This window comes from Streptomyces sp. NPDC006332, assembly GCF_040612855.1.
Classification (GTDB): Bacteria; Actinomycetota; Actinomycetes; order Streptomycetales; family Streptomycetaceae; genus Streptomyces.
In genome coordinates this window covers 46,242-72,399 of the sequence record NZ_JBEXRA010000023.1, presented here as the reverse complement: position 1 = coordinate 72,399, position 26,158 = coordinate 46,242, and the positions used below count along the sequence as shown (strand labels likewise).

Annotated in this window: 22 protein-coding genes and 1 pseudogene; 9 read left to right on the top strand and 14 right to left on the bottom strand. The window is 70.0% G+C overall.

Features of this window, described 5'->3' with window-relative positions:
* Window positions 1–364: 364 nt before the first annotated feature.
* Window positions 365–1,081 carry a hemolysin III family protein gene (locus ABZ027_RS21710; protein ID WP_356770701.1) on the top strand — a complete coding sequence of 239 codons (717 nt, stop codon included), beginning with the start codon at window positions 365–367 and terminating at the stop codon, window positions 1,079–1,081.
* Between the two features lie 99 nt (window positions 1,082–1,180).
* On the opposite strand, the gene ABZ027_RS21705 is transcribed toward ABZ027_RS21710, so the two are convergent.
* The 5 genes from ABZ027_RS21705 to ABZ027_RS21685 all read right to left on the bottom strand — a co-directional run bounded on the left by ABZ027_RS21705 (window position 1,181) and on the right by ABZ027_RS21685 (window position 10,000).
* Entirely contained in the window at window positions 1,181–3,610 is a 2,430-nt protein-coding gene (locus ABZ027_RS21705; RefSeq protein WP_356770699.1) for a galactose oxidase-like domain-containing protein, read from the bottom strand.
* The gene (locus ABZ027_RS21700; RefSeq protein WP_356770697.1) at window positions 3,567–4,781 is read right to left on the bottom strand and encodes a glycosyltransferase family 2 protein; all 1,215 of its coding nucleotides are present in this window, start codon (window positions 4,779–4,781) and stop codon (window positions 3,567–3,569) included. The genes ABZ027_RS21705 and ABZ027_RS21700 overlap by 44 nt, the downstream gene beginning before the upstream one ends.
* Window positions 4,778–6,436 carry a phospholipid carrier-dependent glycosyltransferase gene (locus ABZ027_RS21695; RefSeq protein WP_356770695.1) on the bottom strand — a complete coding sequence of 553 codons (1,659 nt, stop codon included), beginning with the start codon at window positions 6,434–6,436 and terminating at the stop codon, window positions 4,778–4,780. The genes ABZ027_RS21700 and ABZ027_RS21695 overlap by 4 nt, the downstream gene beginning before the upstream one ends.
* Window positions 6,433–7,701 (bottom strand): glycosyltransferase, encoded by a 1,269-nt coding sequence (locus ABZ027_RS21690; RefSeq protein WP_356770693.1) that lies wholly within the window; start codon window positions 7,699–7,701, stop codon window positions 6,433–6,435. The genes ABZ027_RS21695 and ABZ027_RS21690 overlap by 4 nt, the downstream gene beginning before the upstream one ends.
* A gap of 247 nt (window positions 7,702–7,948) precedes the next feature.
* Window positions 7,949–10,000 carry a thioredoxin domain-containing protein gene (locus ABZ027_RS21685; protein WP_356770691.1) on the bottom strand — a complete coding sequence of 684 codons (2,052 nt, stop codon included), beginning with the start codon at window positions 9,998–10,000 and terminating at the stop codon, window positions 7,949–7,951.
* Window positions 10,001–10,267: 267 nt separating this feature from the next.
* On the opposite strand from ABZ027_RS21685, the gene ABZ027_RS21680 reads away from it, so the two are divergent.
* Entirely contained in the window at window positions 10,268–13,468 is a 3,201-nt protein-coding gene (locus tag ABZ027_RS21680; protein WP_356770689.1) for a tetratricopeptide repeat protein, read from the top strand.
* Between the two features lie 164 nt (window positions 13,469–13,632).
* On the opposite strand, the gene ABZ027_RS21675 is transcribed toward ABZ027_RS21680, so the two are convergent.
* Entirely contained in the window at window positions 13,633–13,881 is a 249-nt protein-coding gene (locus tag ABZ027_RS21675; protein ID WP_356770687.1) for a hypothetical protein, read from the bottom strand.
* A complete protein-coding gene (mca, locus tag ABZ027_RS21670) occupies window positions 13,874–14,755 on the bottom strand; it encodes a mycothiol conjugate amidase Mca (protein ID WP_356770685.1) in 882 nt (293 codons plus the stop codon). The genes ABZ027_RS21675 and mca overlap by 8 nt, the downstream gene beginning before the upstream one ends.
* A 170-nt stretch (window positions 14,756–14,925) precedes the next feature.
* On the opposite strand from mca, the gene ABZ027_RS21665 reads away from it, so the two are divergent.
* Together ABZ027_RS21665 and greA are read left to right on the top strand one after the other, a co-directional pair.
* On the top strand, window positions 14,926–15,324 hold the full coding sequence (locus ABZ027_RS21665) for a DUF4307 domain-containing protein (protein ID WP_356770683.1): 399 nt from the start codon (window positions 14,926–14,928) through the stop codon (window positions 15,322–15,324).
* Window positions 15,325–15,492: 168 nt separating this feature from the next.
* Window positions 15,493–15,993, top strand: a complete 501-nt coding sequence (gene greA, locus ABZ027_RS21660) for a transcription elongation factor GreA (protein WP_356770681.1) — start codon at window positions 15,493–15,495, stop codon at window positions 15,991–15,993.
* A 57-nt stretch (window positions 15,994–16,050) separates the two neighbouring features.
* Here greA and ABZ027_RS21655 read toward each other — a convergent pair whose 3' ends face one another.
* The 3 genes from ABZ027_RS21655 to ilvA all read right to left on the bottom strand — a co-directional run bounded on the left by ABZ027_RS21655 (window position 16,051) and on the right by ilvA (window position 19,316).
* Complete coding sequence (locus ABZ027_RS21655) at window positions 16,051–16,908, bottom strand: ABC transporter permease (RefSeq protein ID WP_356770679.1); 858 nt, start codon at window positions 16,906–16,908, stop codon at window positions 16,051–16,053.
* Window positions 16,905–17,906, bottom strand: coding sequence for an ATP-binding cassette domain-containing protein (locus tag ABZ027_RS21650; RefSeq protein ID WP_356770677.1), 1,002 nt, complete (start codon window positions 17,904–17,906; stop codon window positions 16,905–16,907). The genes ABZ027_RS21655 and ABZ027_RS21650 overlap by 4 nt, the downstream gene beginning before the upstream one ends.
* Before the next feature lie 180 nt (window positions 17,907–18,086).
* Window positions 18,087–19,316 (bottom strand): threonine ammonia-lyase, encoded by a 1,230-nt coding sequence (gene ilvA / locus ABZ027_RS21645; protein ID WP_356770675.1) that lies wholly within the window; start codon window positions 19,314–19,316, stop codon window positions 18,087–18,089.
* A gap of 163 nt (window positions 19,317–19,479) precedes the next feature.
* Here ilvA and ABZ027_RS21640 point away from each other — a divergent pair, with 163 nt between their 5' ends.
* From ABZ027_RS21640 to ABZ027_RS21630, 3 genes are all read left to right on the top strand, one after another.
* On the top strand, window positions 19,480–19,995 hold the full coding sequence (locus ABZ027_RS21640) for a MarR family transcriptional regulator (RefSeq protein WP_356770834.1): 516 nt from the start codon (window positions 19,480–19,482) through the stop codon (window positions 19,993–19,995).
* A gap of 288 nt (window positions 19,996–20,283) precedes the next feature.
* Entirely contained in the window at window positions 20,284–20,787 is a 504-nt protein-coding gene (locus ABZ027_RS21635) for a sigma factor-like helix-turn-helix DNA-binding protein (RefSeq protein ID WP_356770673.1), read from the top strand.
* Window positions 20,784–21,032, top strand: coding sequence for a hypothetical protein (locus ABZ027_RS21630; RefSeq protein ID WP_356770671.1), 249 nt, complete (start codon window positions 20,784–20,786; stop codon window positions 21,030–21,032). Before ABZ027_RS21635 ends, ABZ027_RS21630 begins: the two co-directional genes overlap by 4 nt.
* 34 nt (window positions 21,033–21,066) lie before the next feature.
* Here the strand turns inward: ABZ027_RS21630 and ABZ027_RS21625 are convergent, their stop codons facing one another.
* A complete protein-coding gene (locus tag ABZ027_RS21625) occupies window positions 21,067–22,221 on the bottom strand; it encodes a cystathionine gamma-synthase (protein ID WP_356770669.1) in 1,155 nt (384 codons plus the stop codon).
* Between the two features lie 142 nt (window positions 22,222–22,363).
* Here ABZ027_RS21625 and ABZ027_RS21620 point away from each other — a divergent pair, with 142 nt between their 5' ends.
* Window positions 22,364–23,482 (top strand): hypothetical protein, encoded by a 1,119-nt coding sequence (locus ABZ027_RS21620; RefSeq protein WP_356770667.1) that lies wholly within the window; start codon window positions 22,364–22,366, stop codon window positions 23,480–23,482.
* Window positions 23,483–23,554: 72 nt separating this feature from the next.
* On the opposite strand, the gene msrA is transcribed toward ABZ027_RS21620, so the two are convergent.
* Window positions 23,555–24,067 carry a peptide-methionine (S)-S-oxide reductase MsrA gene (msrA, locus tag ABZ027_RS21615; protein ID WP_356770665.1) on the bottom strand — a complete coding sequence of 171 codons (513 nt, stop codon included), beginning with the start codon at window positions 24,065–24,067 and terminating at the stop codon, window positions 23,555–23,557.
* Between the two features lie 246 nt (window positions 24,068–24,313).
* Here msrA and ABZ027_RS21610 point away from each other — a divergent pair.
* Window positions 24,314–24,461, top strand: a pseudogene (locus ABZ027_RS21610) (DUF4291 family protein); the annotation flags it as partial.
* Between the two features lie 70 nt (window positions 24,462–24,531).
* On the opposite strand, the gene ABZ027_RS21605 reads toward ABZ027_RS21610, so the two are convergent.
* Together ABZ027_RS21605 and ABZ027_RS21600 are read right to left on the bottom strand one after the other, a co-directional pair.
* On the bottom strand, window positions 24,532–25,125 hold the full coding sequence (locus ABZ027_RS21605) for a DUF4291 domain-containing protein (protein ID WP_356770663.1): 594 nt from the start codon (window positions 25,123–25,125) through the stop codon (window positions 24,532–24,534).
* A gap of 371 nt (window positions 25,126–25,496) precedes the next feature.
* On the bottom strand, window positions 25,497–26,120 hold the full coding sequence (locus ABZ027_RS21600) for a hypothetical protein (RefSeq protein WP_356770661.1): 624 nt from the start codon (window positions 26,118–26,120) through the stop codon (window positions 25,497–25,499).
* Window positions 26,121–26,158 lie beyond the last annotated feature (38 nt).

Genomic DNA, 26,158 nt, shown 5'->3' with positions numbered 1-26,158 from the left:
CCTAAAATGAGGGATTTTGTCCTGGTGCCCCGTGGGGGCCTCGACCCGGATGCTTCGCAGCGTCGATTCCCTCTGGCGCTCATCCGGTGCCGACCGCACTCATTTGATCATCCGACGAGTCCGCCCATCTGTCCATAGGAGCGCCCAGGTGAGCAGAGTGAGGATCGCCACGTGTAGAGGCACCGCTTTGCGTCCACATGGGATTCAGATGGCGGTTCCTTGGAAAGACGCCCGAAGGACACCCGCACGAACCCGTGGCGCACGAACCCGTGGCGCACGGACCCGGTGAGACGATGGCCACTCTTCGTCGCCCAACGGGTCACACCGATCCGTGACTTACGGTTCCGTCGGTACGATGCCCCGTATGACTGCGTCCGTCCCCGACGCGCCCACGGACGACCCGGCCGCCGCCGGCCGCGGTCCCGTCGCGCTCTCCCTGCCGCATCCGGTCAAGCCCAAGCTCCGCGGCTGGTTGCATCTCGGAATGTTTCCGGCCGTACTCATCGCGGGCCTGGTGCTCACCGCCCTCGCCGACACCGCCAGAGCCCGTCTGGCCTGCGGAATCTTCGCCCTGACCGCCTGCCTGCTGTTCGGCGTCAGCGCGCTCTACCACCGGGGCGACTGGAGCCCCCGCATGGACGGGATCCTGCGACGGCTGGATCACGCCAACATCTTCCTGATCATCGCCGGCACCTACACCCCGCTGACCCTGCTGCTCCTGCCGGGCTCCAAGGGGCAGTGGCTGTTGTGGAGCATCTGGGCGGCGGCCGCGGCGGGCATCGTCTTCCGCGTCTTCTGGGTCGGCGCCCCACGCTGGCTCTACACGCCCTGCTACATCGCGATGGGGTGGGCGGCCGTCTTCTTCCTGCCCGACTTCATGCACTCCGGCGGCATCGCCGTCCTGGTGCTGGTGATCGTGGGCGGCGTGCTCTACAGCGCGGGGGGAGTGATCTACGGCATAAAGCGCCCGAACCCGTCACCGCGCTGGTTCGGCTTCCACGAGGTGTTCCACTCCCTCACGCTGGCGGCGTTCATCACGCACTACGTCGGGATCTCGCTGGTCGCGTACCAGCACGCGTAGTCACTGCCTCGGGAGGCTACCGTCGCGGCTTTCACTGAGTCTGGGCACCCCCATTGCGGAAGCAACGGGGTGCCCAGCTCACGCCGGGCGCCTTGATCCTCAGCGGCGCGTGACGTCACCCTTCCCGCAGGCGATCCCGTCCTTGTTCCGGTCGAGCCCCAGCGGGTCGTCCTTGCCGTTGATCTTCAGGCGGCCGTAGGCGTTCGCCTTCAGCCAGGTGCAGCGGGCGGCCGTCGTCCCCTTCACCTCGTCCGGGAAAACGGTCGGCACACAGACGTTGATCGAGCCGTAGTGCCGGTCGCAGCCGGAGACCGTGGGGCTGACCTTCTGCGAGGTCTTCTTCTTCCCGGGCGTGCTGACCGTGCCCTCCAGCGAGTCGGCGAAGGAGTGGACGTGCGCCGACGCGTCGGTGGCGCTGAGGGCCGACGGGCCTTGCAGGTGGACCCACTTGGCCACCGACGGCACCCCGTTGGCGTCGACCGCGAAGAGCATGTACCAGCCGGGCGGGGCCAGGTTGGGGTTGCTCGTCACGTTCAGGTCGACGTTGTTGCCGGAGACGGACAGGGGCAGGTCCACGAACCGCTGGTTCGGGTCCGAGGAGTGGGTGACGGCGGCCGGGCGGATCAGCTCGGCCTTGGCGATGGGCCGGTCGACGGTGATCCGCTGGGTGTCGCCGTAGTTCCACTCGGTGTCGATCACCGACGTGATCGACGGACGCGGGCCCTTGAGCAGATACGGCGGGGTGTAGATCGACACGTTGTGGTTCCAGGAGCCGTTGCCCGGGTTGTCGCCGGTCGACATCACCCGGCCGTCGGGAAGCAGGAACGACGACGAGTGGTAGCCGCGTGCCTGCGGGTCGGCGGCCACCGGGTCGAAGGTGTTCGACGCCGGGTCGTAGATCGACGATTCGAAGACCGGGTCGGCCCGGTTGTGCAGCGCACCGCCGGTCTCCAGCACCTTGCCGTCGGGCAGCAGTACGGCGGAGACGTACATCTTGCCCTGGTTGCCGGTCTCGGGGATCTTGCCGTTGCCGAGGTCGACGGTGCCCTGCGGCAGCGGCGGGCCGGCGACGTACGCCGGGTTGGCGGCCTTGAGGTCGATGACGTCGGTCAGCCGGTTGGCTTCGGGGTTGGAGTCGATGTTGCCGCCGCCGAGGGTGAGGACCCGCTGGTCCTGCGCCGGGGGCAGCAGCACGCTCGCCGACTGGTCGCGCTCGTCCTTGTTCCGCAGGCCCGGGATCTGCGTGACCGTGTTGGCGTCGTAGTCGTAGATCGCCGATCCGGTGCCGGGGATGTTGTTGCCGAAGACATGGCTGCCCGAGTAGAAGAGGCGGCCGTCCTGCATCAGGATCATCGACGGGTACAGACCCCAGTACGACCAGGTCTGGTTGACCTTCCACATCGGCTGCCACTGCTGCTCGGCGTCCGACCAGTACTCGGCGGTCACCGAACCGGTGGAGTCCTCGCGCAGACCGCCGAAGGAGATGACGTCACCGTTGCCGAGCTCGGTCGCCGACGGGTACCAGTGGCCGTCGTTCATGTTGTTGGTCTTGCTGTACGTCTCGGTCTTCGGGTCGAAGATGTACGAGTCCTTGTAGCCCTCGTACCCGTGCCCGCCCGCCACCGGATACGCCTTGTTGCCGCTCATCACCAGCACCCGGCCGTCCTGGAGCTGGACGTGCCCGGAGCAGAACATGTCCTTCGGCGTGGGGATGACCTTGTAGGTGCCCTTCACCGGGTCGTACACGGCGGAGGTGAAGGTGCCCGCGTTGAACTGCTCCTCGCTGTTTCCGGAGCCCGCGATCAGCAGCACCTTGCCGTTGTTGAGGACGACGGAGTGCATGGAACGGACCGGGTTCTGCGTGGGCAGCACGTCCCACCTGCCGTTGGCGCACTGCTCCGCGGTGCCGGTGCACTGCGGGGTCGGGACCGGGTCGGCGACCTGGTCCATCGTGTGGTCGTCGGTGGTCACCGAGCCCGTGCCGTACACGGAGACGCCCCACGTGATGCGGTCGGTGCCGGCCGGGACCTCGGGGGTGCGGACGCTCGCCTGGGACCACGTGGAGGACATCTCCAGCGTCTTGAGGTCGGTCCAGTACTGCCAGCCCGCGGTGGCGTCGTGCCGGAAGAGGGTGAGCGACGTGTCCGGGGTGGTCGACTTGTACCAGAGACCGAGGTCGTACTGCTTGCCCGCGGTCACGACCGGCGCGCAGTCGGTGGACTCGGTGATCAGCGCCTTGCGGTCACCGTCGACCCGGCGGGTGAGCGACACCTTCATGGCCTTGGCACCGCTGTGCGCGTCGCTCACGGTCGAGAAGGTGAAGTCGTTGTCGCCCCAGCCGGACTTCTCCCAGCAGAGCGGCATGTCACCGGTGCCGGCGGTCTCGAAGCCGGGGTTCTTGACGAGGTTGGCGGCGGACGCGGACTGGGGGGAGGCCAGCAGCAGGCCCCCGGTGAGGCCGGCCACAGCCAGCAGCGCGGATCTCCTACGGCGTCTTCTCACGGGCACTCCTCGCGGTACGGCCGCCATCGGGGCCCCCGCGGCCCCTGCGCGGCAGATACACCAACGCCTCGGTCCCCGCGAAGCGCAGGACGAAGGTCGTCACCAGGGCGAGCGCGGTCGCGGACAGCGCGCCCATCCCGAACCGGTGGACGAACAGAGCGATCAGCGGGATGCGCAGCACCAGGTCGGCGTTGGCGAGCAGCGCGAACCGTCCCGCGCGATCCCACCAGCGCCGGTGCCGCCGCCGGTCGCGGAACAGCAGATGCTCGATGAGTACGAAGTTCCAGGCCACGCCGAACTGGTTGGCGAGGATCTCGGCCGGGACGTAGTGCATGCCGGCCAGGGTGAGCGCCCACAGCCCGAGCAGGTTCGGCACGAAGCCGGTCGCGCCGATCAGGCCGAAGCCGACCATGCGGGCCACCGGCGACGCGGCACGCAGGCCCGCCAGGTGGCGCAGGAACCGTAACCCCTCCTGCGCGCTGGACTTGGACTCGCCCGCGAACCGGTCCTGGAAGACGAACGGGACCTCGGTGACCTGCCGGGGGCGGCTGCGTACGGCCAGCTCCAGCAGGATCTTGTAGCCGAGGGGCTGGAGCACGTCGGCGGTGACCGCGCTGCGGCGGATCGCGAAGAAGCCGCTCATCGGGTCACTGATGCCGCGCAGTCTGCGCGGGAAGAGCGACTTGGTCAGCCAGGTCGCGCCGCGCGAGACGGCGACCCGGTAGCTGCCGGCGAGTCCGGCCCGACTGCCGCCCTTGATGTAACGGGAGGCCACGACCAGACCGGCGCCTACCCGCTCCCCGGTGGCCACCAACTCCGGTACCAGGGACGGCGGGTGCTGGCAGTCGCCGTCCATCACGACGATCCAGTCGGAGGACGCCGCCCGGATGCCCTCGACGACCGCGCCGCCGAGTCCGCCGACCGGCTCGTCCCGGTGCAGGACGGTCACCGGGAAGGGGCAGTCCTTGGCGGCCTCCTGGATGACCTCGGGGGTGTCGTCGGTGGAGTCGTCCACGAAGACCACCTCGCAGGGCAGCCGGGCGGGCACCGAGTCGGTGATCAGGTGCAGGAGTTCGCGGACGTTGGCGGACTCGTTGAAGGTGGGGACGACGATGGTGACGGCACCGGGCTCGGCCACCTCCGCCGCCTGTACGGCCGGATCGCCGAGTTCTGAGGGGACTATGGATTCCTGGCTCATCGGACGCCTCCCGCGGCGGTGCCGGTGGTCTGGACCTGCCGGATCTCGATCCGGTCCGCACCGGTGCCGAAGGTGGCGACCGGGGTCGAATGCTGGATGGCCGCCTTGACGTTGGGCAGGTCGACCGCGTCCCGCCGCACCGTCGGCGAGGCGACCACGTAGTCGATGTCCTTCCAGCCGCGCGGCATCGTCTTCGTCACCGCGGGGTCGAGGTCGGCCTTGTAGAACCAGATCACGCCGAGTCCCGGCCGGTACCCGGCGTGCACCAGATCCAGCCAGAGCGCGTCGTCGACGAGCACCCGGGTGGATTCGGGCTTCTCCACCTCGCTGCTCAGCCACTTGGAGGCGGCCTTGTAGGGGGCGTTGGCGTCGAGGGTGACGGCGGTGCGGTCGCCGTCGTACCAGCGCGGTACGACATAGGCGCCGGCGGCGACGGCCAGAACGGCCGCGAGAGCGTAACGCCCACCGGTGAACAACCGTTTCTCCCCTTCGCTCCGCCATCTGCGCAGCACGCCATGCGCCACCGAGGCGGTGCCTCCGGCGAGCACCAGGGCGAGGAACGGCAGCGCCTGGATGACGTACATCGCGGGCAGGTAGCCGTTGGGCCGCAGGGCCAGTGCGGCGAGGACCGCCACCGTCAACGCCGGTCCGGCCAGGGCGCGGGCGGTGACCGACCAGCGCCAGGTGGCCAGCAGCAACAGGGCGCCCGCGAGGCCGCCGAGCGGCAGGATCCGGTCGTAGTACAGCCAGGACTCCAGGACCCCGTGGGAACCGGAGCCCGCGTCGAGGATGAATCCCGAACCGGGCCTGGTCATCTGGTACTTGACGCCGTCCCAGAGGGAGACATGGCCGCCGCCGGGCAGCAACTCGCCCTTCAGGAGGGCGAACAGCGGGTACGACATGCCGATCAGCAGGCAGGCCGTGACGGCGCCGGTGACCGCGAACTTCCGGGTGTCGCGGTGGCTGTGCCGCCACATCGTCACCAGGACCGCGGGCAGGACGATGAGGATCGTCTCCTTGGTCAGGACGGCCGTGGCGGCGGCGATGCCCGCCCCGAAGTGGTGCCAGAGGTGACGGCTCGGGGAGGCCGCGAGGGTGAACGCGAGCAGCGTCCACATCACCGCGAGGTTGTCGAGGAAGATCTCCCGCTGGAGGACCACGGACAGCGGCGAGAGCCCGAACAGGAGCATGCCGAATCCGGCGGCCCAGCGGGGCAGCGAGAGGCGACGGCCCAGGACGTAGACCAGGATCGCGCTGATGCCGCTGACGACCAGCATCATCACCCGCATCGAGCCCACGGTCATCGACTCGGGGCTGATCATCGAGGGGATCCAGGTCAGCAGGGCGATCTGGATCCAGCCGAACGGCGGGTGGTCGTACCAGTAGGTGTAGTGGGCGAGGCCGTTGCCCTCCTGTACCGCCCAGGCCTGGGCGAGGTAGGTGCCCTCGTCGTCGCTGAGCGTCGGGTAGTCGGCGATGTTCCAGCCCTGTACGACCAGGATCGCCACCAGCAGCAGGCCGCATAACAGGAGGTCGGAGCGGGAGGAACGCAGTCGGCTCGGCGGGGCCGTCCGGCCGGCCGGAGCGGGCGCGGGCAGCGGCGGGCCCTGCGCGGGGACCGTGGGAGTGGTCGCCGCGGGAAGGGTGGAAGTCACGCGGGGACGTCCTCTCGGGTCACTTCGGACGGTGTGAGATGCGCGCCTACATGTGAGGTCAGCTCCCAGTCGGTGCGGCCGCGTTGCTCACGCCACACGGCGCGGATCGCGGCGCCGGCGAGGAGCACCTGGTAGAAGGGGCCGCCCACGACGAGCTTGAGGTAGTGGACGAGGCGGACGCGAAGGCCGTACTGCCTGCCGAAGTCGTGCAGCCCGACGAGCTCGAAGACGAAGGTCACCATGGCGGTGACGAGCGGCAGGAAGGTGACGAAGGCGATGCCCACGGGCACGTCGAGGAAGAGTGCGATCGCCACGTTCAGCGGGATGATGACACCGGTGAAGGCCTGCATGAACGGCGTCATCAGGGTGTAGCGGGCGAGCAACCGCTGCCCGAGGCCCGGCAGTTGCTTCCAGTCCTTCTTCCGGTACACCTGGAGGAAGCCCTGGTTCCAGCGGGTGCGCTGCTTCAGCATCGACATCAGCGAACCGGGAGTCTCCTCCTTGGTCACCATGTCGGAGTCGTAGGCGACGACGACCTTCTTGCCGACGCTGGACAGCCGCACGCCCAGGTCACAGTCCTCGGCGAGGCACTCTGGGTCCCAGCCGCCGGCGTCCCGCAGGACGCCCGTGCGGACGAAGACGGTGTTGCCGCCGAGCGGGATGAACCCTTTCTGCGCGTGCAGATGCAGCCGGGACCGGAACCAGAAGAAGTACTCCAGGCAGTTACGCAGGCTGTACCAGCTGGAGTGGAAGTTGATGAGCTGCACCCCGCCCTGGACGACGTCCGCGCCGGTGGAGCGGAAGGCGTGGTCGACGTGCGCGAGGAGCTCCGGATGGACCTGGTCCTCCGCGTCGAAGACTCCGACGACGTCACCGCGGCAGTGCGGCAGCGCCGTGTTCATGGCCTTCGGCTTGTTCTTCTTCTCGTGGGTGTCGACGACGACCCGCACGCGCCGGTCGCGCTCCGCGGCGTCGCAGGCGACCGCCGTGGTCTCCGGGTCGTCGTGTCCGACGATCACGATGATCTCGAAGTCGGCGTGGCTGGACTCCAGCAGCCGCTGGATGGTGTGGTCCAGCACGGCCTGTTCGTGGCGAGCCGGAAGCAACAGCGAGAAGGACAGGTGTTCACCCCCCTCCGGACTGTTGAAGCGGGTGGAGGCGAGCACTTCGGGCGTACGCCACGCGTGCATCTGCCACCACAGGGTGAACGCCGCCATCCAGAATAAGGCAAGCGAAACGGCAGCGATAAGGACAGACGTAAGCAAAAGATCCCCCCAGATCCCAAAACCCCCTGCCGCGACGGCCGTGACACATCGATGTGCCACGGCCGCGCGTCACTGTGCCGAGATTAGGGGGGAACTGTGAAGCGCGGGAGGTGTTCCGATAAAGAGTGTGTATCCGAACGGGATATCGGCTACTGGGAGGTATACGCATACCTGGCCCATTTGGGCAGCCTGAACGAACCCCTCCGTTCCGGATATTCTCCGCTCAACACACCGTCATGCGCGACCGTCAGCCGCTCAGTTGCGTGCTCAGCCGGTCCGGATCGGTTGTCGGGGCGTCACAGGTGAAGTTACGGCAGACGTACGCCGTCGGTTCACCGTCGCGCAGCGGCCGGTCGGCGAGCAACGGGAACTCGCCACTGCCCTCGCTACCGAGGGCGACGACCGCGCCCGGCGCGGTACCCAGAAGTGCCGTGCGGTGCAAGGCCCTTGTGGCGTCGTCGTCGAGATCCGGACCGACGACGGCGACCTCGCGCGGCCCGTCCAGCAGAGCCTCACCGACGGCGAGCCCCCAGCCCACGAAGCGGGGGACGCGCGGGCCGAGGGCCTTGACGACGCCGAGCGCCTTCTCGGCGGCGGTGCGGTGCGGCTCTGAGCCGGTGTGGGCGGCGTAACTCAGCAGGGCGCCCGCCGCGGCGCTCCAGCCGGACGGGGTGGCGTTGTCGGTGGGGTCCTGCGGTCGGCGGATCAGCTTCTCGGCGTCGGCGGCGGTGTCGTAGAGGCTGCCGGACTCGTCGGCGAACCGGTCCAGGACGTGGTCCAGGAGGAAACCGGCGAACTCCAGCCAGACCCCCTCGCCGGTCACGGAGGCGAGCGCGAGGAAGCCCTCGGCGACGTCCGCGTAGTCCTCCAACACCCCCGCGTTGGCGCCGGCCTGGCCGTCCTTGCTGGTGCGGGCGAGACGGGCGTGGTCGTCCAGGTGCAGCCGGACCAGAAGGTCGGCGGCGCCGAGCGCGGCCTCGATCAGGTCGGGACGGTCGAAGTAGGCGCCCGTCTCGGCGAGCGCGGCGATCGCGAGGCCGTTCCAGGCGGCGACGACCTTGTCGTCACGGCCGGGAGCGGGCCGCCGGGACCGGGCCTCCAGCAGCCTGCGCTTCACGGAGTCGATACGTTCGGCGTCGAACTCGACGTCCTGACGCGGGAGTTGAAGGACGGAGGCGCCCTCCTCGAAGGTGCCCTCCTCGGTGACGCCGAAGTAGTGCGCGGCGAGTTCGGCGTCCGCCCCGAGCACCTCGTCGAGCTGCTCGGGCGTCCACACGTAGTAGGCGCCCTCGACATGCTTGCCGGTGCCGTCGTCGCTGTCGGCGTCCAGCGCGGACGCGAACCCGCCCTCGGCGGTGCGCAGTTCCCGCACCATGAAGTCGGCGGTCTCCAGGGCGACCCGGCGAGCGAGCTCGCGGTGTTCGTCGGAGGCCTGGTCGTGGGCGGTGGACCGCCAGAGGTGGGCGTAGGCCCGGCACAGCAGGGCATTGTCGTAGAGCATCTTCTCGAAGTGCGGCACGGTCCAGTCGCGGTCGACGGAGTAGCGGGCGAAGCCGCCGCCGAGCTGGTCGTAGATCCCGCCGCGGGCCATCCGCTCACAGGTGTCCCGGGCCATCTGGCGCGCGCCCTCGGCCCCGGTCCGGGCGTGGTGGCGCAGCAGGAACTCGATGACCATGGACGGCGGGAACTTGGGCGCCCCGCCGAATCCGCCGCGCTGCGGGTCGTAGTCCCGGGTCAGCCCGAGCAGTGCCTGGGCGAGCTCCTCCTCGCCGGGTGCCTGGCTGTCGCCGTAGGAGATCTCCCGGCCGGCCAGGTCCCGCACGATCTTCCCGGCCACCTCGGCGACCTCGTCCCGGCGCTCGGACCAGGCCTGCTGGACGCCCTGGAGGACCTGGCGGAAGGAGGGCATGCCCTGGCGCGGGGCGGGCGGGAAGTAGGTGCCGAAGTAGAAGGGCTCGGCGTCCGGGGTGAGGAACACGGTCATCGGCCAGCCGCCCTGGCCGGTGGCCGCCTGCACGGCCTCCATGTAGACGGCGTCGACGTCGGGACGCTCCTCGCGGTCGACCTTGACGCTGACGAAGTGCGCGTTGAGGTAGTCGGCGGTGTCCTGGTCCTCGAAGGACTCGTGGGCCATGACGTGACACCAGTGACAGCTGCTGTAGCCGACGCTCAGCAGGACCGGAACGTTCCGGTTCCGGGCCTCCTCGAAGGCACCGTCCGACCAGGGCCACCAGTCGACGGGGTTGTCGGCGTGCTGGAGGAGGTAGGGGGAGGTCTCATGGGCCAGTCGGTTCGGCATGGGGTCCATCCTGCCGCAGTACCCAGCCCGTCGGTCGGCAGGCGTGTCCCGGACGGGGGCTGGAGTCTTGGAGGGGCGCGCGTCGGCGGAACCGCCTCGTCCTCTTCCGTTTCCGTGATCACGACCATGGGCAGGACATCCCCCTGCACCCATCCCCGTGTGCCGCAAGGCGGTCGGAGATCGACCGCCCCCTCGCAACGACGCGCCGTCCGCAGCACACTTGACCAAGAAACGACCGGAAGCGTTGCCGCCGGAGGGGGACGTGACATGCGGGACAGTCATCGCGCTGAGGCCGAACGGCTGTTGGCGCGGGCCGTGGAGGAGGAGGTGCGGCGCTCCGGCGGACGTACCGACGGCGGCGTACTGCTGTCACGGGCGCGTGGCTCGCTGGACGCCATGGCCCAGACTGCCGCCGAGGAGTACGAGGCCTACACCCGCGCCCTGGAGGAGTCGGAGGCCGGCCGGCTCACCTTCGGACAGCGCTACGCACGCGAGGGCGGCACAACTCCGTTGCTGGTCGCGGGCGTCGCGGCGGTCACCGCCACCGTCGCCGACCTGGCTCTGGGGACCGGCACGGGCACGGCGCTGGGCGTCGGGGCCACCGTGGGGGTGCTGGGCGCGGCGGCGACCGTGGTGAAGGTGGCCGGATCCCATCTGCCCGCGGCGCATCACCGCGCGGGCGCCATGGGGCAGCCCGGCGGCCCCGAGCAGCTGAGGTTGCAATGGCTGACGGCGTTGGAGGTTCGCGGCATCCGCCCGTTCCTGGACCAGCAGCGGGTGCTCAGCGCGTCCACCGGGCCGAAGAAGGTGGGCCCGCGGCTGAAGGGCACGGACAAGAGCGCGGCGGCCCGCGGACGCAGCGTGCTGCAGCAGTCGTTCGGTCAGCTCCCGGAGCCGGCGGGCCCGTTCGCGGGCCGACGCCAGGAGATGGCACGGATCCGGCAGTGGGTGCAGGCCTCCCGGGCGAGCACCGAGACGCTGCCGACGGTGGTGGTGCTGCACGGGACGCCCGGCAGCGGCCGTACGACGCTCGCGGTGCGCGCCGCCCACGACCTGAAGGACTACTTCCGCGGCGCCTGCGTGGTGGACCTGCGCGGCGGCAGCCCGCAGGAGCAGCCACTGTCCACCCGGGACGCGCTGCTGCACCTGCTGAACCGGCTCGGCGCACCCCGTGAGCAACTGCTGTTCAGAGAGCGTTCCTCCGCCGACCAGCAGGTCAGACGGCTGAGTGAGCTGTACCACCAGCATCTGAGCGGGCTGCCGGTCACCATCGTCCTGGACGACGCCTGTGACCCCGAGCAGGTCCGCACGCTCGTGCCCGAACGCTCCGACAGCCTGGTCCTGGTCACCGCCCGCGAACCCCTCGACCTGCCCGCCGACCTCGCCGCCCGGGTGCACCGGCTGCCCGTTCAGACCCTGGACGCGCCCGGCGCGGAGGAACTGCTGAGCGCGGCCGCGCAGGACGACACCGGGCCCTACGACGCCGAGTCCACCGACCGGATCAGAGAACTGTGCGGTGGTCTGCCGTTGGCGCTGCGCGTCGCGGGCTCGTCGCTGGGGCCGCGCTCACCCCGCCAACTCGCCACCGACCTGGCCGCGTACGGACCGGTCGAACCCGCCGAGCGGGTCCTGTGGCTGCGCTACACCGACCAGTCCGACACGGCGCGCCGGCTGCTGCGCCGGCTCGCCCTGGCGGGCCGCGCCTCGCTCGGCGCCGCCGCGGCCGCCGCGTTGCTGGCCACGGGCGAGACGGAGGCGAACAGGCATCTGGAGGCACTGGCCCGGGCGGGCCTGATCGACCATGTCCGCGGCAACCGCTACCGCCTGCACGACGTGGTACGGACCTTCGCGCAGGCCCGCCTCCTCGACGAGGAGGAACCCGCCGAACGTACGGCGGCGCAGGAACGGCTGATCGTGAACTACGCCGACCTCGCGGACTCGGTGCTGCGTCTGGTCGACGGCAACATGTCGACCCGCTCGGACCGCTTCAGCCCGCACGGCTTCCACTCCCTGGACGACGCGCTGCGCTGGCTGGACGACGAGTCGAGCTTCATCACGGCGGCGCTGCGGCACGCGGAGGGCGTCAACCAGGCGGCCGTGCTCAATCTCCTGGGCGCCCTGTGCGACTACTGCCTGCTGCGCGGCGACCTCTACCGCCTGGGTGAGATCAGCGAGCTGGCGCAGGCGGTGGACCAGGGGCTGCTGGTCCGCTCGGTGCAGTGGCGCACGGGTATCGCGGCGCGGCAGCTCGGCGAGCTGGACAAGGCGCGCACGACCCTGACGTCGGTGGTGGACCTGTACATGGAGGCCAACCACGACGCGGGCGCCGCCCGCGCCCTGTGCTCGCTCGGCATCACCCTCCACCACCAGGGCAACCTGACCGAGGCCGCGGCGCGGCTGCGCGAGGCACTGGACCTCCAGGCCGCCCCCGAACTGGGCACCGACCGCGCCTGGACGATGCACGCGCTGGCGGCGGTGGAACGGGACCGGGCGAGGCTCGCGGAGGCCCTGGACCTGCTCACCGAGTCCCTGGTCCTGCACCGGGCCGGCGAGTCCGTGCACGGCGAGGCCTGGGCCCACTTCCAGCTCGGCCAGCTGGGCCTGAGGATGGGCGACGTGCCGCGCGCGGAACGGGAACTGCGCACCGCCCTCGATCTGTACGGCCGCACCCGCGACGCCCGTGGCGAGGCGTGGGCCCTGACTCAGCTGGCGCGGGCCCGGCTGGTCGACGGCGATGCCACGACCGCCCTGGACGCCCTACGCCAGGCCGCCGTCCGGCACCGCGACAACGAGGACGCGCGGGGTGAGGCCTGGACGGTGTACTACCTGGGCCAGGCCCTGGAGGAGACGGGCGACCTCGACCAGGCGGTCCGCGAGTTGGAACGCTCCCGCACGATGTTCTCCCGTATGCGCGACGTCTACGGCTTGGCCTGCGCCCGCCATCACTCGGCCCGGGCCACCCGCGACCAGCGCGCCGCGCAGACGGGGTCGCTGCGCAACTCGGGCTTCGCCCGCCAGCTGCTGGTGGACGCCCGCGCCGACTTCCAGCGGATCGGCGTCGCGCACGGCGAGGCGTGGACGTGTCTGGAACTGGTGGTGGTGGACGCGGGCAACGCACGCACCCAGCAGGCACTGGCCCTCTGCGACGAGGCCGTGGGTCTGTTCACCTCCTACGGCGACCGCCGCGGCGAGGACTGGGCCCGCTTCCTGCGCTGCACCCTGCTCCCCTACGCCGCGCCGGGCGGCGTGGAGATCGGCACGGCGGTCGCGCAGGAGGAACTCACCCAGCTGTCCCGATCCTCCCACCCGGCCCGCGACGAGAAACTGGACGACTACATCCAGGCGTACCAGCTGCTCCTGGAGCGTGGCATCAACCTGGAGGCAGGCTGGCAGGCCTGGCAGCTCGGCATGGTGCCGGGTCGGCACGCGCGGGAGGTCATGGGGGTGACGGTGGCCGCGGCGCGGTAGAAGCCACGCCGCCGCCGGTCTTCGTGGGCGGCGGGGTGCCGCTGCCCGCGTCCACACCCGTACTCACACGCGCTCCGCACCGCCCCCGCCGCTCCCCCTCGCCGATCCCGGCGGTGAGGAAGCCGCGGCGGGCGGTTCGACGCAGAGAGGCAGGGGGCAGCGGGTCAGCCCTGCTTGGCCCTGGGTCCGGCCGGGGCGTCCTCCGGCTGTGCCTTCGCGTCCGGGGACTCCTTGAAGTCGACCTTGTTCATGTGGCGGCTCATCGACCTCATCAGGCCCCACACCGCCAGGGCCATCACCGCGAAGACGATGAAGCCGAGGACGCCGGGGGTCACCTTGTCCTCGTCCACCTCCTTGGCGAGGGTGGCGAGGTGCGTCATTGCCAGGCTTGCGCTAGCGCTCATGTCAAGCATTGTCGCGGATGCCCGCAAAGAGGTCGTCCTCGGGGAGGGAGCTGTCGACGAGGGACTTCGCGAGCTCGTACTCCTCGGTCGGCCAGACCTCCTTCTGGATCTCCATCGGGACGCGGAACCAGCCGCCGTCGGGATCGATCTGCGTGGCGTGCGCGATCAGGGCCTTGTCGCGGATCTCGAAGAAGTCGGCGCACGGGACGTGCGTGGTGAGCGTGCGCTCGGCGCGCTGGATCTCCTTCCAGCGCTCCAGCCATTCCCCGTACGGCGACTCCAGGCCGCGGTCGAGCAGCGCCTGGTGCAGCGCCTCGGTACGGGGGCGGTTGAAGCCCTGGTTGTAGTAGAGCTTCTGCGGCTGGTACGCCGGTCCGAACTCCGCCTCCGGGTACTTCTCGGTGTCCGCCGCGCCCTCGAACGCCACCATCGAGATCTTGTGGGTCATGATGTGGTCGGGGTGCGGGTAGCCGCCGTTCTCGTCGTAGGTGGTGATCACCTGCGGGCGGAACGAGCGGATCTTCCTCACCAGCTCCCCGGCCGCCACATCGACGTCCTCCAGGGCGAAGCAGCCCTCCGGCAGGGGCGGCAGCGGGTCGCCCTCGGGCAGGCCGGAGTCGACGAAGCCGAGCCACTCCTGCTTGACGCCCAGGATCTCGCGGGCTTCGTCCATCTCCTTCTTGCGTACCTCGTGGATGTGCTCCTCGATGTACGCGTCACCCTGCAGCTTCGGGTTGAGGATGGACCCGCGCTCCCCGCCCGTGCAGGTCACGACCAGCACGTCCACCCCCTCGGACACGTACTTCGCCATGGTGGCCGCGCCCTTGCTCGACTCGTCGTCGGGGTGGGCGTGTACGGCCATCAGTCGCAACTGATCAGTCAAGACTCAATCCTCGTAAGTCGGCGCCCGGTGTGAACGGGTGCAATTCGATAGGTGCCGTCCCGCAGGAACGTCGTTGAGGGGTGGCAGTCGGGCGGCGGGCGGGAGGCTTCTATAGTGACCGAATCCGGGGACCAATAATTCCGGGGCCCGGCCTTGCCGAGAGGATGATCATGAGTACGGCGAGCACGCGACTGCCCGAGGGCCGCTACGGCCACTCCTCGGACGAGCGCGCCGACCACAAACTCAAGATCGCCGGAGCCGTCCTCGCGGCCCTGCTGCTCGCCCTCGTCGGCTACTTCGCGTACCACTACGTCGCCCAGAACAAGATCAGCGCCGAGGTGATCACGTTCGAGCCGGGCAAGACCGCGGTCCAGGTCCATCTGGAGGTCCGCAAGGACGCCGGCGCGAGCGGCTACTGCACCCTGCGCTCCCAGGCGGCGGACGGCGCCGTGGTGGGCCGCGCCGACTTCCGCTTCACCGGGGACGCCACCCGCATCGACAAGGTGGTCTCGCTGCGCACGACGTCTCCGGGCACCACGGCCGAGCTCCTGGGCTGTCACGCCGACTGACGGCCCCGCCAATACGCGGGCGATGACCTGCCCCGATGTGATTCTGATGGCTTATGTCCTCCCCCTGGCGCCCTTGAATTGTTAGGCTCGTGGTTTCGCCCTTCCATGAAGGAACATTCTTCTGGGTAGGGCGATGCTTTGTATTCCCAGTACCTACGAGGAGCACCTGTGACCCAGACCAGCGAGAACGTCACCTGGCTGACCCAGGAGGCGTACAACCAGCTCAGGGCCGAGCTGGAGCACCTGTCTGGTCCCGCGCGCACGGAGATCGCCGCCAAGATCGCGGCCGCGCGCGAGGAGGGCGACCTGCGCGAGAACGGCGGGTACCACGCTGCCAAGGAGGAGCAGGGCAAGCAGGAGCTCCGTGTGCGCCAGCTGACCCAGCTCCTGGAGAACGCGAAGGTCGGCGAGGCACCTACGTCCACCGACGGCACGGTGGCGCCCGGCATGGTGGTGACGATCGCGTTCGACGGCGACGAGGACGACACGCTCACCTTCCTGCTCGCCTCGCGTGAGTACGCCAGTTCCGACATCGAGACCTACTCGCCGCAGTCCCCGCTGGGCTCCGGCGTGATCGGCCACAAGGTCGGCGAGGACGCGGACTACGAACTGCCCAACGGCAAGAAGGCCTCGGTGAAGATCCTGAAGGCCGAGCCGTACAGCGGCTGAGCACGACCGCCCCGGTTGCGACCTACCCCCGGCGTCTCGCTGACGCCGGGGGCATTGTCATGCGGTCGCGGATCTGTACTTGCGGACGGCCAGCGTCCTGAACACCAGGACGATCAGGACCGAGTAGATCAACGAGGCCCAGACCGGGTGCTGCATGGGCCAGGCGTCGGACTGCGACTGCCCCGGGTTGGCGAACAGGACGCGGCAGGCCTGGACCGTGGCGCTGAAGGGGTTCCACTCGGCGATGTGGCGCAGCCAGGGCGTCATGTTGGACGTGTCCACGAAGGCGCTCGAGATGAACGTCACCGGGAAGAGCCAGATCAGCCCGCCGGACGTGGCCGCCTCGGGTGTCCGCACGGACAGGCCGATCAGGGCCCCGATCCAGGTGAAGGCATAGCCGAGCAGGAGCAGCAGTCCGAAGGCGCCGAGGACCTTGCCGGCGTTGGTGTCGCCGAACGACCCCACCCGCCAGCCGACCAGGAGGGCGACCACGGCGAGGACCAGGAGCGTCAGCGCCGTCTGCACCAGGTCGGCGAGGGTGCGCCCGGTCAGGACCGCGCCGCGCGCCATGGGCAGCGAGCGGAAGCGGTCGATCAGGCCCTTGTGCATGTCGTCGGCGATTCCGGCGCCCGCGCCCGCGGTGGCGAAGGTGACGGTCTGCGCGAAGATGCCCGCCATCAGGAAGTTCTTGTAGTCGGCTGGACTGGTGCTGCCGCCGACCTGCATGGAGCCGCCGAACACGTAGCTGAACAGCACCACGAACATGATCGGCTGGATGAGTCCGAAGATCACCATCTCCGGGATCCGGGACATCCGGATCAGGTTGCGCTTGGCCACGACCAGGGAGTCGCGCACCGACTGGCCGAAGGGGTTGGAGGGTGCCGCGATCCGTGCGGCATCGGTCACGGCGCTCACTCGGAGGCCTCCTTCTGCTGCTTGGTGTCCGCCGTCGCACCCTTGTCCTCGGACCCGGCCTCGGCCACATGGCCGGTCAGGGACAGGAAGACGTCGTCCAGGGTGGGGCGGCGCAGGCCGATGTCGTCTATCTCGATGCCTCGGACGTCGAGTTCCCGGATGACCTCGGCGAGGAGCTTGGCACCGCCGGAGACCGGCACGGTGATCCTGCGCATGTGGTCCTCGACGGTGGCCTCGCCCTTGCCGAAGCCGACCAGCACCTCCCGGGCGATCGCGATGTGCTCGCGTTCGTGCACCACCACTTCCACCCGCTCGCCGCCGGTGCGGGCCTTGAGCTGGTCGGAGGTGCCGCGCGCGATGACGTGGCCGTGGTCGACCACGGCGATGTCGTGCGCGAGGTGGTCGGCCTCCTCGAGGTACTGGGTGGTCAGCAGCAGCGTCGTACCGCCGGAGACCAGCTGTTTGATGACCTCCCACAGCTGCTGCCGGTTGCGCGGGTCGAGACCGGTCGTCGGTTCGTCCATGAACATCACCGGTGGTGAGACGACCAGGGCGGCGGCCAGGTCGAGTCGGCGGCGCATACCGCCGGAGTAGGTCTTCGCGGGCCGGTCGGCGGCGTCCGCGAGGTGGAACTGGTCGAGCAGCTCACCGGCCCGGACCTTCGCGGCCCTGGCCTTCATCTGGTAGAGCTGGCCGACCATCTGGAGGTTCTCGCGGCCGGTCAGGTATTCGTCGACGGCGGCGAACTGACCGGACAGGCCGATCGAGCGCCGTACCTCGTTGGGTTGCTTGAGCACGTCGAGGCCGGCGACGACGGCCTTTCCGCTGTCGGGGCGCAGCAGGGTCGTCAGGCAGCGGACCGCGGTCGTCTTGCCCGCGCCGTTCGGTCCGAGCAGGCCGAGGACCGTGCCCTCGGGGACATCGAGGTCGACGCCGTCCAGAGCCTTTACGTCACCGAAGGTCTTGACCAGACCTTCGGCATAGATGGCGCCTGGCATATGAGTCTCCACGTCTTCGGGGATTCTTGGGAAAGCTGTGTTTCATGCCGTGATTCGTGCCGTGATTCATGCCTGTTCTTCCGCCCCAGTGGGCGAGTGAGCGATACCACGACACACACCATAACGCGATATATCGCGTCTCTAAGGGCCCTGAGCTGGGGTTCTGCGGCGCGAAAGGCCTCAGTCGATGACCGTGTAACCCGCCTCGCGGAGGGCTCGGCCGACTTCCACGCAGTGCGCCGGCCCCTTCGTCTCCAGGTGCAGCTCGACCTCCGCCTCCGTGAGCCCGAGCCGTGGGTCGGTCCGTACGTGGCTCACATCGAGGACATTAGCGTCCACCACTGACAACACACCCAGAAGTGTCGCGAGTGCGCCCGGCCGGTCCGTCAGCCTGAGGCGTACGGCCAGGTAGCGGCCCTGCGCGGACATGCCGTGCCGCAGGATGCGCTGGAGCAGCAGCGGATCCACGTTGCCGCCGGACAGCAGCGCCACCACCGGTCCCTCGAAGGAACCCGGGTCGCTCAGCAGGGCCGCGACCGGGCTCGCGCCGGCCGGCTCGACCACCAGCTTGGCCCGTTCCAGGCACAGCAGCAGCGCGGCGGACAGCTCGTCCTCCGTCACCGTGCGGACCTCGTCGACCAGCTCGCCGATGATGCCGAACGGCACGTCGCCCGGCCGTCCGACCTTCATGCCGTCGGCCATCGTCGCGGGGTTCTCGATGGAGACCGGGCGTCCGGCCGCCAGCGAGGGCGGGTACGCGGCCGCGCCCGCCGCCTGCACGCCCACGATCCGCACGTCCGGCCTCAGTGCCTTCACCGCGATCGCGACGCCGGCCGCGAGACCTCCGCCGCCGATGCCGACGACGATGGTGCGCACCTGCGGGCACTGCTCCAGGATCTCCAGGCCGACCGTGCCCTGACCTGCGATGATGTCGGGATGGTCGAAGGGGTGGATGAACACCGCGCCGGTCTCGTGCGCGTACTCCCGCGCCGCTGCCAGCGTCTCGTCGACGACCTGGCCGTGCAGCCGTACCTGAGCGCCATACTCCTTCGTGGCGCTGATCTTCGGCAGCGGGGCGCCCTTCGGCATGAACACCGTGGAACCCACCCCGAGCAGCGAGGACGCGAGGGCCACGCCCTGCGCGTGGTTGCCGGCGCTGGCGGCGACCACACCGGCCGCCCGCTCCTCGGGCAGCAGCCCGGCGATACGGACGTAGGCGCCGCGCAGCTTGAAGGAGCCCGTCCGCTGGAGGTTCTCGCACTTGAAGTGGACCGGTGCCCCCACCAGCTGGGTCAGGTGCCGGCTGCCCTCCACCGCGGTCACCCGCGACACGCCCGAGAGCATCTTCTGGGCTCCGCGCACGTCATCGAGCGTGACCGGCGACACGGACTGGGCCTCGCGGTAGTTCATGACCTCAGTCTCGCAGTTCACACCCGCGAGGAGCCGCTGTGACCAACCTCCGAGACCGGTTTCCCCACCGTCGGTACGGCCCGCCCCCCGGCCGCGTACCCTGTCCCCCAACCCAGCACCCCTTTCATGAAGTGAGCCTCCGGCCATGCCCACAACACCTGAAATGTCGATGGACATGACGACACTCGGTGACACCGGTCTCCTCGACACGCTGCAGCACGAGGTGGCGGTGTTCGCCCGCCGTGCCGAACAGACCCGGCTCGGCGGGGTGGGGCAGGTGCGCAACTCCATGGACCGGGCCGCGTACCTGCTGCTCAACCGGCTCGACAAGGAAGGCCCGATGGGCGTCAAGGCGCTCGCCGCGAGCATGGGCATCGACTCGTCGACGGTCACCCGCCAGGTGGCGCCGCTCGTCGACACCGGACTCGTCAAGCGGACCTCGCACCCCGAGGACGGACGTGCGGTGGTGCTCCAGTTGTCGCCGCGCGGCCAATCGCGTCTGGACGAAGTGCGCTCGTCGAGGCGTCAGTTGATGGCCGAGCTGACACACGACTGGGCGCCGGAGGAGCGCGTGGCGTTCTGCACGCTCCTGACGCGCTTCAACAGCGCGCTGTCCTCCCGGATGGCCGCCCAGGGGGTACCGGGCGTACCGGGTGCGGAGCCGCCGTCGGCCTCCTGAACGTCCCTCACGGGCGCGTGACGGGCGCGCCCGGGCTTGGGTGCCGACTCGGGTCCCGCGCTCCGGTCACGGGCTCCGTTCCCGGGCTCCCCGGCTCCGTTCCTGGGTCTCGGTCGTGCTCGGCCGTGCGCGGCTCTTGACCGACAGGCCGGGCCTGCCCTCAGATGAGACGGGGACCTCAGTCGTACGCGGTCGCGTGGTCCGCACGCCATGTGCCGCCCACGCGATGTCCGTACGCGACCGAGTCCCGGACCTCGACAGGATTCTCCCTCAGGCGCGGGAGGTGCGGTGCGAGAACGGCATGCGGCTCAGGACGCCCGCCGGGCCCGGGAGTTCGAAGCGTTCGTCTCGGGCGCGGCGGGGCGGCTGCTGCGCGCCGCCACGCTCCTCACGGCGGAGGACCCGCGCGACAACCCACACGCGCGGCGCCTTCTGACATCGGCCCTCGCCCATACGTACGCGTGCTGGGACACCTCGCGCGGCGACGACCCCTACGACCGCGCGCGCCAGTACCTGGCCGCCCGGTTCGCCCACGGGGCATGGCACCACCACCGCGCCCTCGGCCGGCCCCGTCCGCTCCGCCCCGGCGCACTGGCCCGGCTCAGCCCGCAGGAACGCCTGATCCTGGTCCTGCGCCTGTACGAGGGGGTCGCCGAGGAACAGGTGGCGGCGCTGCTCGGGCTCTCCCGGGAACGCGTCCGCGCGATCTGCGACCGCGCGATCACGACCCTCCTCCACCCACCCCGGGCCCCGGCCGCCAGGACGGTCGGCGCGAAGGTGGTCCCGTCGTGAACCAGCCGAGGCGGGAGTCGGCCGTGCGGCAGATGCTGGAGGGGCCGACGGCGCAGGTGTCACCGGAGCTGTACGCGGACGTCCTGCGGCGCGGCGGGCGGATGCTGCGCCGCCGGAGGGCCGCCCGCCGTCTGCTGTGGCTGCTGCTGCTCGCCGGGACCGTGGCGTTCGTCGTGTGGGCGCTCACGGTCCAGCCCTGGGTGGAGCCGCCCTCCGAGACGACCCCACCCCTCACGGGCTGGTGAGCACCGCGACGCACGGCACGCGGCACGCGGCTCTCTAGCCAAGCGCCTGACGCAGGTCCTCCAGGAGGTCCTCGACGTTCTCGATGCCCACGGACAGGCGTACGAGATCGGCGGGCACCTCCAGGGCCGAACCGGCCGCGGACGCGTGCGTCATGCGTCCGGGGTGCTCGATCAGCGACTCGACGCCGCCCAGGGACTCGCCGAGGGTGAACACCTTGGCGCGGTTGCAGACCTCGACGGCCGCCTCCTCGCCGCCCTCGACCTGGAAGGAGACCATGCCGCCGAACGCACGCATCTGCTTGGCGGCGACCTCGTGGCCAGGGTGCTCCGGAAGGCCCGGGTAGAGGACCTTCGACACGCGCGCGTGCCGGGTCAGCATGTCGGCGACCTTCGTGGCGTTCTCGCTGTGCCGGTCCATCCGTACCGACAGCGTCTTCGTGCCGCGCAGCACCAGCCAGGAGTCGAAGGGCCCGGCGACCGCGCCCATCGAGTTCTGGTGGTACGCCAGTTCCTCCCCGAGCTCCGGGTCACTGACGATCAGGGCGCCGCCGACGACGTCCGAGTGGCCGCCCATGTACTTGGTCAGGGAGTGCACGACGACGTCCGCGCCGAGCGACAGCGGCTGCTGCAGGTACGGCGTGGCGAAGGTGTTGTCGACGACCAGCCGGGCGCCCGCGTCGTGCGCGACCTGCGCGACGGCGGCGATGTCGGTGATGCCGAGCAGCGGGTTGGAGGGGGTCTCCACCCACACGGCCTTCGTCTTCGGGGTGATCGCGGCCCGTACGGCGGCCGGATCGGCGGAGTCGGCGACGGACCACTCCACGCCCCACCGGGAGACGACCTTCGCGAACAGACGGAACGTGCCGCCGTACGCGTCGTTGGGGATGACCACGTGATCACCGGGGTTGAGGAGCGTACGCAGCAGGCAGTCCTCGGCCGCCAGCCCGGACGCGAACGCGAGGCCTCGGCGCCCGCCCTCCAGGGCGGCGAGGTTCTCCTCCAGGGCGGTGCGCGTCGGGTTCGCGCTGCGGCTGTACTCGTAGCCGCCGCGCAGACCGCCGACGCCGTCCTGCTTGTAGGTCGAGACCTGGTAGATCGGCGGGACGACCGCGCCGGTGAGGGGATCCGCGGTGTTGCCCGCGTGGATCGCGAGGGTCTCGAAGTGCTGACTGGTGTGGCTGTCGCTCATGGGCACCGAGGGTAGTGCGCCACGGACCTGATGGCGGACCGCGGGACGGCGGAGCCCCTCGCCGCGGGCGGGCGGACTGGGGTTTTCCACAGGCCGCCGACCGCGGTGGCCAATTGTCCGAGGCGTCTGGAACCCTTGAGGCATGGAAATTCTCTGGGTCCTGATGGCGCTGGTCATGTTCGGCTTCGTGCTGCTTCCCTTCCTGCGGCGCAGGCGCGGCGCGATCGAGCAGGTCCACCCGGGTCACCCCGATGCCGCGGATCCCGCGAACTACGGGTTCGCGCAGCAGGAGGAGCTCGACATCCGGATGCCCGGCCCCGACCAGGACCTGGTGGACGTCCTGGAGGTCGTGCAGCGCAGCCAGGACCACCCCGCGGCCGCCCAGCTCCTGGCGGGCACCGAGACGGAGGGCGAACTGCGCTGGCAGCGTGTGCAGGCCTTCGCGGGCGCCGCGTCCCTGGAGCTGCGGCAGCGGCCCGGCGGGGTCAGTGAGACACCGGGCGGTCAGTGGCTGCGGGTGTGGCGGACGCAGGCGCCCAAGGACCCGGGCGGCGCTGCGGTGCACGCGGAGTTCCTGGTCCAGCAGGCGTGGCGGACGTCGACCCCCGGCACGGACGAGTTCCGGATCATCATGGAGGAGGCCAGGGCCGCGTGCGGCGACGCGGCCCTGCTGGCTCCGGGTGACCCGATCCCGTACATCGTCGAACTGTCCGTGGCGCGCGGACTGGGCTATTCCCAGGGGGAGTTCGAGCAGCTGTGGCTGAAGATCCTGGACCGCGCGCCGAACCACATGGGGGCGCATCTCGCCGCCCTGCACTACTGGTGCGAGAAGTGGCACGGCTCGCGCGAGCAGGCGTACGGCTTCGCCGAAGCGGCGGCCGCCCGTGCTCCCCGGGGCTCACTGCTGGCCGCCATGCCCCTCTTCGCGGTCTTCGAGCACCTGCCCGAGGTGAACCTGGTCAGCAACTTCTACCGGAGCGAGGTCGTCACGAAGGCGGTCCACGGAGCACTGCACGCCGTGCACTCGTCCCGCCCGGACGACCCGATGCTGGCGCACGTCCGCCATCTCCTGGTCTTCTTCCTGGTCCGCTCCGAACGCTGGGCCGAGGCGATGAGCCAGCTCATACACATCGACGGCCACGTCGGCGCCCTCCCCTGGACCCTGTCCGCCGACCCGGCCGCGGAGTTCGCGGTCTACCGGGCGCTGGCGGTCGCGGGCTACGAGGCGAACGGCGGCAGCCCGGCGACACTGCCGCACTGAGGGCGGCCGCACTGAGGGTCCAGCCGCCCTTCCGCCCTGCCGCCTCGCGGTCCCGTCAGCCGTCCCGCGCGGTCAGCCCTCCGCGCGGGCGGGCAGGCGCCATCCGGGGCGCGGGAAGTGGCAGGTGTAGCCGTCCGGGTAACGCTGCAGGTAGTCCTGGTGCTCGGGCTCGGCCTCCCAGAAGGGGCCGACCGGCTCCACCTCGGTGACGACCTTCCCGGGCCACAGTCCGGAGGCGTCCACGTCCGCGATGGTGTCCTCGGCGACGCGCTTCTGCTCGTCATCCACGTAGTAGATCGCCGAGCGGTAGCTGAGGCCGATGTCGTTGCCCTGGCGGTCCTTGGTGCTCGGGTCGTGGATCTGGAAGAAGAACTCCAGAAGCGCGCGGAAATCCGTCTGCGCGGGGTCGAAAAGGATCTCGATGGCCTCCGCGTGCGTCCCGTGGTTACGGTACGTCGCGTTCGGCACGTCACCCCCGGTGTAGCCGACCCGGGTCGCCGTCACGCCCGGGAGTCGACGGATCAGCTCCTCCATCCCCCAGAAGCACCCGCCGGCCAGCACGGCCCTCTGCGTCTGCGCCGCCATCACGACCCTCCAATGTCTCTCAGCTCGGTCACTCGGGCTGCCCGGCTCGCACACCACCGGCGTCCCACGCCCACTGTCCTCAACGCGCGAGGGTTCCACGCGATTCCGTGCCCGCCCAACCCGCCCCAGGGCCGCCGCCGGCCACCCGCCACGAGCGCGCCGACCCAGCCCGCGCCGGTGGCCTCACCCGCGGAGCCCTCGAAAATCAGTGGCCGCCCGAACCGGCCGACTCCCACGCTGTACACCATGGAAGAACCGCACCGCAGGATCCGTGCGGCGCACTCGGAATCCACGATCACCGTCTACCAGGCGTACGCCCCGGAAATCGGCCTGCCCGCCGTCCGCGACGGCCGTTTCCCCCGCCGCCTGGAAGCGCGACAGGATGACGTGGGTCATCAAGCCGTTTTCATGGACCTCAACCATGCTGTCGGCATGACCGTGAACGGCTGCCGGCGTGTTGCTGGTCAGGGCCGCAGGTGGGCGAGCAGTTCGTCACCGGCGGAGTATCGCTGTTCCTGGGGAAGCAGTTGTGTCGCGGAGTCCAGATCGCCGCGATTGACAAGTGTGCGGATTTCTCGGGCCAGTGGAGTCACGTCTCTGATGGACACGATCCACTCGTTCGCGTAACGCGACGATGCCTCGCCCGAGAGCCCCAGTTGCAGCGAGCGGTGCGGCAGGGGACGCAGGTGCAGGTCGCGTTCGGGGTCCCACTGGACACGGGCCGGTGCGCGCTTGAGTTCACGCTGCCAGGCGCCGCGATCGGGATGCAGGCCGCAAACGTAGCTCGACAGGCAGGCGTGGCGCAGCGCCCAGTCGAAGCCGTCGCGAGTGATCTCGACGGCAAGGACGGTCTCCTGCCCGGTGCTCGTGCCCCAGGTGGAGCGGTACATCATCCACATGAAACTGGGCTTGATCCACGTCATGCGGTCAGGCTTCCACGCGGCGGGGAAACGGCCGTCGCGGACGGCGGGCACTCCGATTTCAGGGGCGTAGGCCTGGTAAACGGTGATCGTGGATGCCGTGTGGAGCGCGCGGATCCCGCGGTGCGGTTCTTCCATGGCGTACAGCGTGAGGTCGGCCGGCTCAGGTGGCCACCGATTTTCGACTGCTGCTCGCTACGACGGAGTACGCCGTCTCGACGACGGCCGCAGCACCGTGCGAGTTGCTAGGGGCTGTCGTTTGGATCACGCCGCAGACGCGGGGTCTGGCACGCTCTCCCCCACTCTCGGCTGCGCTCGAGCGGGAGGGACCCCCACCCGCGTTGTGGTCGGTTGCCGACTCCCCCACGCTCGGCTTCGCTCGCGCGGGGGGACCCCCATGACCCCACTCACCGGCATCGACCAGCACCGTCAGTTTCCTGCGGCCTGATCCAAACGACAGGCCCTAGTCCGGATGGCGGGAGTCCGCTGAAATGAGAGCCTCTGCGTGGTCAGTCGAACGCCACGACCAGGCGGACGCCGTCATCACCGAAGCGGTCTGCCAGGGCCTTCATCACGGCGAATACATGCGGCCAGTGTGTTTCCGGTCCCAGGACGGCGCCAACGGTCAGCGGTTCGTATGCGCACATCACTTCGTCGGTGGTCCACTCCACGCGTCCCGTCGCACTGCGCAAGTCCGCGGGCGGCGCCCCTACCGCGGAAAGAGCTTCCGACGGCCAGGAATCGGAAACGAGTTGTTGATGCAGTGTCGACGGCAGCGATTTCGTGCACCAGGTCAGCCGGCCGATGAAGTGATCAGGCGCGGTCGCGCGACCCATCGAAGCAAGCTCCGCCCAGCTGACCCAGGTCGCGCCGTACAGGTCACCCGCTGCAACCCGGGGCCCCAACTGCGAACGCATCCCGCTCGACAGATCGACGGGAAGGCCGCGGTCTGATGCGAGCGGTTGAAAGCCCGCGTAGTTGCGCACTCCGAAAAGACAGCCGAAGGCCGCGTAGTCGGTCTCGTCGTACAGCGGCCAGAGATCCATGGCGGCCACCCATGGCTCACCGTCGTAGTAGTCGGTGCCGACGCCGGGATGCCGAAACTCGATGCCGCCGTGGATGTCCGTACTCACGATGCGGCACCGTAACAGTGCAGGCCTGGACAGGCACG

Bases quoted from the DNA above. Each gene is read 5' to 3' on its own strand.
- ABZ027_RS21620 (WP_356770667.1), top strand. From the start codon at position 22,364: ATGGAAATTCTCTGGGTCCTGATGGCGCTGGTCATGTTCGGCTTCGTG.
- ABZ027_RS21680 (WP_356770689.1), top strand. From the start codon at position 10,268: ATGCGGGACAGTCATCGCGCTGAGGCCGAACGGCTGTTGGCGCGGGCC.
- ABZ027_RS21650 (WP_356770677.1), bottom strand. From the start codon at position 17,906: ATGCCAGGCGCCATCTATGCCGAAGGTCTGGTCAAGACCTTCGGTGAC.
- ABZ027_RS21685 (WP_356770691.1), bottom strand. From the start codon at position 10,000: ATGCCGAACCGACTGGCCCATGAGACCTCCCCCTACCTCCTCCAGCAC.
- ABZ027_RS21640 (WP_356770834.1), top strand. From the start codon at position 19,480: ATGTCGATGGACATGACGACACTCGGTGACACCGGTCTCCTCGACACG.
- msrA (WP_356770665.1), bottom strand. From the start codon at position 24,067: ATGGCGGCGCAGACGCAGAGGGCCGTGCTGGCCGGCGGGTGCTTCTGG.
- ilvA (WP_356770675.1), bottom strand. From the start codon at position 19,316: ATGAACTACCGCGAGGCCCAGTCCGTGTCGCCGGTCACGCTCGATGAC.
- ABZ027_RS21605 (WP_356770663.1), bottom strand. From the start codon at position 25,125: ATGGAAGAACCGCACCGCGGGATCCGCGCGCTCCACACGGCATCCACG.
- ABZ027_RS21700 (WP_356770697.1), bottom strand. From the start codon at position 4,781: ATGAGCCAGGAATCCATAGTCCCCTCAGAACTCGGCGATCCGGCCGTA.
- ABZ027_RS21675 (WP_356770687.1), bottom strand. From the start codon at position 13,881: ATGCTTGACATGAGCGCTAGCGCAAGCCTGGCAATGACGCACCTCGCC.
- ABZ027_RS21705 (WP_356770699.1), bottom strand. From the start codon at position 3,610: ATGGCGGCCGTACCGCGAGGAGTGCCCGTGAGAAGACGCCGTAGGAGA.
- ABZ027_RS21710 (WP_356770701.1), top strand. From the start codon at position 365: ATGACTGCGTCCGTCCCCGACGCGCCCACGGACGACCCGGCCGCCGCC.
- ABZ027_RS21665 (WP_356770683.1), top strand. From the start codon at position 14,926: ATGAGTACGGCGAGCACGCGACTGCCCGAGGGCCGCTACGGCCACTCC.
- ABZ027_RS21625 (WP_356770669.1), bottom strand. From the start codon at position 22,221: ATGAGCGACAGCCACACCAGTCAGCACTTCGAGACCCTCGCGATCCAC.